5 protein-coding genes are annotated in these 5,464 nt (G+C 66.3%); 1 reads left to right on the forward strand and 4 read right to left on the reverse strand.

From position 1 onward, the window contains the following. Positions 1-891, forward strand: an 891-nt coding sequence (locus ACXJKR_RS22940; RefSeq protein WP_457324771.1) for a glycoside hydrolase family 64 protein, incomplete at its 5' end; no start/stop codon positions are given. 21 nt (positions 892-912) lie between these two features. On the opposite strand, the gene ACXJKR_RS22945 is transcribed toward ACXJKR_RS22940, so the two are convergent. The 4 genes from ACXJKR_RS22945 to ACXJKR_RS22960 all read right to left on the reverse strand — a co-directional run. Continuing rightward, complete coding sequence (locus ACXJKR_RS22945; protein WP_457324772.1) at positions 913-1,668, reverse strand: trimeric intracellular cation channel family protein; 756 nt, start codon at positions 1,666-1,668, stop codon at positions 913-915. Between the two features lie 48 nt (positions 1,669-1,716). Next, positions 1,717-3,282 carry an ABC transporter substrate-binding protein gene (locus ACXJKR_RS22950; RefSeq protein ID WP_457324773.1) on the reverse strand — a complete coding sequence of 522 codons (1,566 nt, stop codon included), beginning with the start codon at positions 3,280-3,282 and terminating at the stop codon, positions 1,717-1,719. A 5-nt stretch (positions 3,283-3,287) separates the two neighbouring features. Further along, a complete protein-coding gene (locus ACXJKR_RS22955) occupies positions 3,288-4,862 on the reverse strand; it encodes an ABC transporter substrate-binding protein (protein ID WP_457324774.1) in 1,575 nt (524 codons plus the stop codon). Continuing rightward, positions 4,859-5,464, reverse strand: a 606-nt coding sequence (locus tag ACXJKR_RS22960; protein WP_457324775.1) for an ABC transporter substrate-binding protein, incomplete at its 5' end; no start/stop codon positions are given. The genes ACXJKR_RS22960 and ACXJKR_RS22955, both read right to left, overlap by 4 nt.

Genomic DNA, 5,464 nt, shown 5'->3' on the forward strand with positions numbered 1-5,464 from the left:
ATCCTGATGTCGGTGGGCTCGCCGATGTACATCAAGGTCGTCGTCGACGGCAACGGCAACATCGGCTATGCCGGCGCCAACATCGAGAACCCCACTGACCCCAACATCGACGTCTACTTCGATTTCGGCGAGATGGCCATCATCCCGCTGGGCCAGCCGGATCAGGGCATCTTCATCAACACGACGCGTGTCGATCACTTCGGCTTCCCGCTGAAGCTGCGCGTCCAGGGCCTGGGTGGCTACGACCAGACCGTGGGTGAAGCGCTGACCGAGACGCGTGACCAGCTCTTCAGCAAGTTCATCGCCGAAGTGCCGGCGCAGTTCAAGCCTCTCGCGCAGGCGCCGTACTCGCCGTACCGGATCATGGCCCCGGCCCACGGCACCTTCAAACCCGGCCAGGCCAACGCCAACTACCTGCAGCCCTACATCGACGCCGTCTGGGCCCGCTACCGCAACGAAGACCTCGTCTTCACGCTGCAGAACCTGGGCACCTTCCGCGGCCGTGTCAGCGGTGACCGCTTCACCTTCACCGGCGGCTCACCGGCCGGCACGTTCTACATCAACGGCAAGCCCGACACGGCCATGGTGCTGCTGGGCGCCGGCCTGCTGGCGGACGCCAGTGGCAACCCGACCAACACGGGCACGCAGTTGCAGCTGCAGGCCCAGATCTGCGCCGCGCTGAACCGCCACGTGATGGAGCAGCCGGCCAACTGGTACGTGCAGACCGCCCATTACCCAGCCGGCCAGCTGGGCAACTGGTACGCCAGGTTCTGGCACGACCACAGCATCAACAAGAAGGCCTACGGCTTTGCGTATGACGACGTGGGCGACTTCAGCCCGTCGTTGCACACGACGGCGCCGACGACGGTGACGTACACGATCGGCTGGTAAACCGGCCCTGCCGCCTGGCCGTCAACGCTTGGCGTTGATGCGCCAGGCCGGCAGTGTCCATCCCGTCCACAGGGCCAGGCCGCGCAGCAGCACCGCTGTGCCGGCCGCTGCGCTGATGACGGCCCACTGCGGCGCGTCCAGCCGCACGGCCGCGACGAGCACCCAGCCGCCGACAAAGCTGCACAGCGCATAGGGCCGGTGGTCGTGGAACGCGGCGGGGATCTCGTTGCAGACGATGTCGCGCAGCACGCCGCCGAAGACGGCGGTGATGACGCCCATCAGCACGGCCACGATGGCCGGCATGCCTGCGTCCAGCGCCACCAGCGTGCCGTTGGCGGTGAACAGGCCCAGCCCCAGTGCATCGGGCCACTGGATGGCCTTCTCCGTCAGCGCCAGGTGGCGCCGGCGCAGGAAGAGCATGGCGGCGAAGGACAGAGCCATCAGCGCCCACAGCCAGTCCGCATGATCGACCCAGAAGAAGGGCCGACGGTCCAGCAGCACATCGCGCAGCGTGCCGCCGCCAAAGGCCGACAGGCCCGCGACGATGCACAGGCCGACGACGTCGAGATGCTTGCGCGCGCCGGCCAGCAGGCCGGACAACGCGAAGGCCAGGGTGGCCGTGATCTCGACGACGGACTGGATCGTCGAGAAGTTGATGATGGGCGGCTTGATCACCCCAGCGTCATCTTCCACCGGGGTTGCTTGCGGGCCGAGCGCCGGGCCGCTCCCTAGCCGGCCCGCCCAGGCGATGTGCTTGCCGGTCGAACCGGCAAGCATCGCCGTCCCCTCGGGGGACCGGCCAAGGTATTCCTTGGACGAGGGGCTTCACTTCACTGTGGCCCATTTGGCTTGCGGGGCATCGTTGGCCGAATGCGGAATGGTCAGACCGGCCTTCATCGCCCAGGGGCGCACCTGGTGGTGGATGGGGATGAAGAGGAACTCGTCGCGCGTGCGCTTCAAGGCTTCGTGCATCAGCGCCAGGCGCTTGGGCACGTCGGTCTCGACCTTCATCTGCTGCACCAGCGCGTCGACCTTGGCGTCGCTGACCTTGGAGAAATTTCCCTTGCCATCGGCGCCGCCGGTCTTGGTGTGGACGATGTCCTGCAGCGTGTACTGCGCATCAAACGTGGTCACGCCCCAGCCATACATGTACAGCGGCAGCTCGTAGCGCTGCATGGCGGCCGAGTGCTGGGTCATGGGCTGCGTCGACAGCTTGGCCTTCACGCCGATGCGCGTCCACATCGACACCACCGCCTGGCAGATCTCCTCGTCATTGACGTAGCGGTCGTTGGGGCAGGCCAGCGGCACCTCGAAGCCGTCCGGGTAGCCGGCCTCCGTCATCAACTGCTTGGCGCGCGCCACGTCGGGCTTTTGCACCGTGTCCAGCTCGGCCGAGTGGCCGTAGGCGACGGGCGCCACCATGATGGCCGCAGGCACCGACAGACCGCGCATCAGGCTGCGCTTGATGGCCTCGCGGTCGATGGCCAGCGACATCGCCTCGCGCACGCGCTTGTCCTTGAAGGGGTTTTTGCCCTTCACGTTGCTGCCCTTGATCTCGTCGCTGCCCTGGTCCAGCGCGAAGAAGATGGTGCGGTTCTCGGGCCCGTCGATGACCTTGAGGCGCGGGTCGGCCTTGAGCTTGGCGACGTCCTGGGGCGGCAGGTCGGTCAGCAGATCGAGGTCGCCCGACAGCAGGGCGGCCACGCGGGTTGCGTCGGACTTGATCGGCAGATAGGTCAACTCTGAGATATTGCCCTTGGGCTTGTCCCACCAGTCCTTGTTGGCCACCATGCTGATGCGCTGGTCCGGCTGCCAGGCCGTGATCTTGAATGGCCCGGTGCCCATCGCATTGCGAGAGGCATAGGTGTCCTCCTTGGCCTTGAAGTCCTGCGGGTTCTCGGAGCGGTTCTTGGTCGCCCAGGCCTTGCTGACGATGCGCACATAGGTCAGGTTGCGCGTCAGCACGGGGTTGGGGCCTTCGAGCATGAAGTCCACCGTGTGGTCGTCGATCTTCTTCACCTCCTTGATGCCGGAGGCATAGATGATCATGTTGCTGGCCGGGTGCTTGATGCGCTGCAGGCTGAAGACGACATCATCCGCCGTGAAGGGCGTGCCGTCATGGAACTTGACGCCGCGGCGCAGATCGAAACGCACCTGCGTGGGCGTCACGAATGTCCACTTGGCGGCCAGCGCCGGCTCGACGTCGAACTTCTCCGTGTAGCGGGTCAGGCCCTCATAGGCATAGCCCGTGATGGTCGACGTGGCCGAGTGGTTCTGCGAATGCGGATCCAGCGTCTGGATGTCGTTCTGGGCCGCCCAGCGCAGTGGGTCGGCCGTGGCGGTCAGCGCGGTGGCCAGCCAGGCGGCGGCCCAAAGGGTGGAGATTTTCATGAGCTTCATGGAAGGGTGGTGAAGCGGGCCTCGAAGGTGTCGTTCGAGCGGTGCAGGGTGTTGACGCCTGGTTTCATGGCCCAGGGCCGGATCTGATGATGCACCGGAATGAAGAGGAACTCGTCGCGCACACGCAGCAGGGCCTCGCGGATCAGCGCGTTGCGGGCGCTCGCGTCGGGCTCGAACTGGATGCGCTCGACGAACGTGTCCAGCGCCGCGTCGGCGAGGTGGTTGAAGTTCTGGCCGCCGTTGCCGCGCGCATCGCGGCTGTGGCCCCAGGCCTGCAGGCCCTGATGGGCGTCGTAGGTCGGCATGGAAATGCCGATCAGGTAGAACGGCGACTCATAGCGTTCCAGCGCCTGGATGTGCAGGCTCATCGGCTGGGCGTTGAGCCGCACCCGCACGCCGATGCGAGCCCACATCGCCACCGCGGCCTGGCAGATCTGCTCGTCGTTGACGTAGCGGTTGTTGGGGCAGCGCAGCGGCAACTCGAAACCCTGCGGGTAGCCAGCCTCGGCCAGCAGCTTGCGGGCCTTGTCGGCGTCGAGCTTCAGCGGCGTATCCAGCGCTGCGTCGTAGCCGGTGACGCCAGGCGGCACCATCAGCGCTGCSGGCACCGACAGGCCGCGCATGATGCTGCGCTTGATGGCCTCGCGGTCCAGRGCMAGGTTCAKSGCCTCGCGCACGCGCTTGTCCTTGAAGGGGTTGCGGCCCTTGACGCTGGAATCGCGCAGTTCCTCGCTGCTTTGGTCCATGGCGAAGAAGACGGTGCGCACCTCGGCGCCCTCCATCAGCTTGAGGCGCTTGTCTGTCTTGAGCCGCTGGTAGTCCTGCGGCGGCACGTCGGTGACGAGGTCGACATCTCCCGACAGCAGTGCCGCCACGCGCGTGGGCGCCGACTTGATCGGCAGATAGGTCAGTTCGTTGACGTTGCCCTTGTTGCTGTCCCACCAGTCCTTGTTGATGACCATCTGCACGGCCTGGTCGGGCTGCCAGCTGACGAGTCGGTAGGGGCCGGTGCCGTTGGCGTTGCGCGAGGCGTAGTTCTCCTCCTTGGCCTTGAAGTCCTCGACATGGCTGGCGTGGTTGCGCACCGCCCAGGCGCGGCTCAGGATGGCGAAGTTGACGAGGTTCTGCAGCAGCAGCGGTGCYGGTGCCTCCAGCATCAGGTCGACCGTGTAGTCGCCCAGCTTGCGGATCTCGCGGATGCCCGACACATAGGCCTGCATCGCGCCCTGCGGCTCGCGGATGCGGGCGAAGCTGAAGACGACGTCATCCGCTGTGAAGGGGCTGCCATCGTGGAACTTCACGCCGCGGCGCAGCTCGAAGCGCACCTGGGTCGGCGACACATAGCTCCAGCGCGTCGCCAGCGCGGGCTCGGGCTGGTAGTTCTCGCCCCGCCGCGTCAGGCCCTCGTAGACCTGGGCGGCAATGGTCAGCGAGGTGGTGTGGTTCTGCGAATGCGGATCCAGCGTCAGGATGTCGTTCTGCGCGGCCCAGCGCAGCGGGGCCGCGCTGGCGGACAGGGCGGCAAACAGCCCGCAGGCCAGGGCCGTGAGAACGCCATGTCGCGCCCTCACTTGATGGTGGTGTAGCGAGCCTCGAAATAGTCGTTCGAGCGGTGGATGGTCTCGACGCTCGGCTTCATCGCCCAGGGCCGGATCTGGTGGTGGATGGGCACGAAGAGGTATTCGTCGCGGATGCGCAGCAGGGCTTCCTTGATGAGGGCGTTGCGCTTGGGCACGTCGGGCTCGAACTTGATCTTCTGGATCAGGCCATCGAGCGTCGCGTCGCTGACCTTGCCGAAGTTGAAGTTGCCGTCCGCGCCGTTGGTGCGCGTGTGGCCCCAGGCCTGCATGCCGTAGAGGGCGTCATACGTGGAGACGCCCCAGCCCAGCATGTAGAACGGCGACTCGCCGCGCTGGAAGGTCTGGCTGTGGGTGGAGAAGGGCTGGGCGATGAGGCGCACCTTGACGCCGATCTTGGCCCACATCGACACCGCCGCCTGGCAGACCTGCTCGTCGTTGACGTAACGGTTGTTGGGGCAGTGCAGCGGCACCTCGAAGCCCTGCGGGTAGCCGGCCTCGGCGAGCAGCTTGCGGGCCTTGTCGAGGTCGGGCTTCAGCGGCGTGTCCAAGGCCGCGTCATAGCCATTCACACCCGGCGCGATCATCAGCGCTGC

Source organism: Roseateles sp. P5_E11, from assembly GCF_054049355.1.

Excerpts from the sequence above, each read along its gene's own strand:
- ACXJKR_RS22950 (WP_457324773.1), bottom strand. The coding sequence starts at position 3,282 with ATGAAAATCTCCACCCTTTGGGCCGCCGCCTGGCTGGCCACCGCGCTG.
- ACXJKR_RS22945 (WP_457324772.1), bottom strand. The coding sequence starts at position 1,668 with ATGCTTGCCGGTTCGACCGGCAAGCACATCGCCTGGGCGGGCCGGCTA.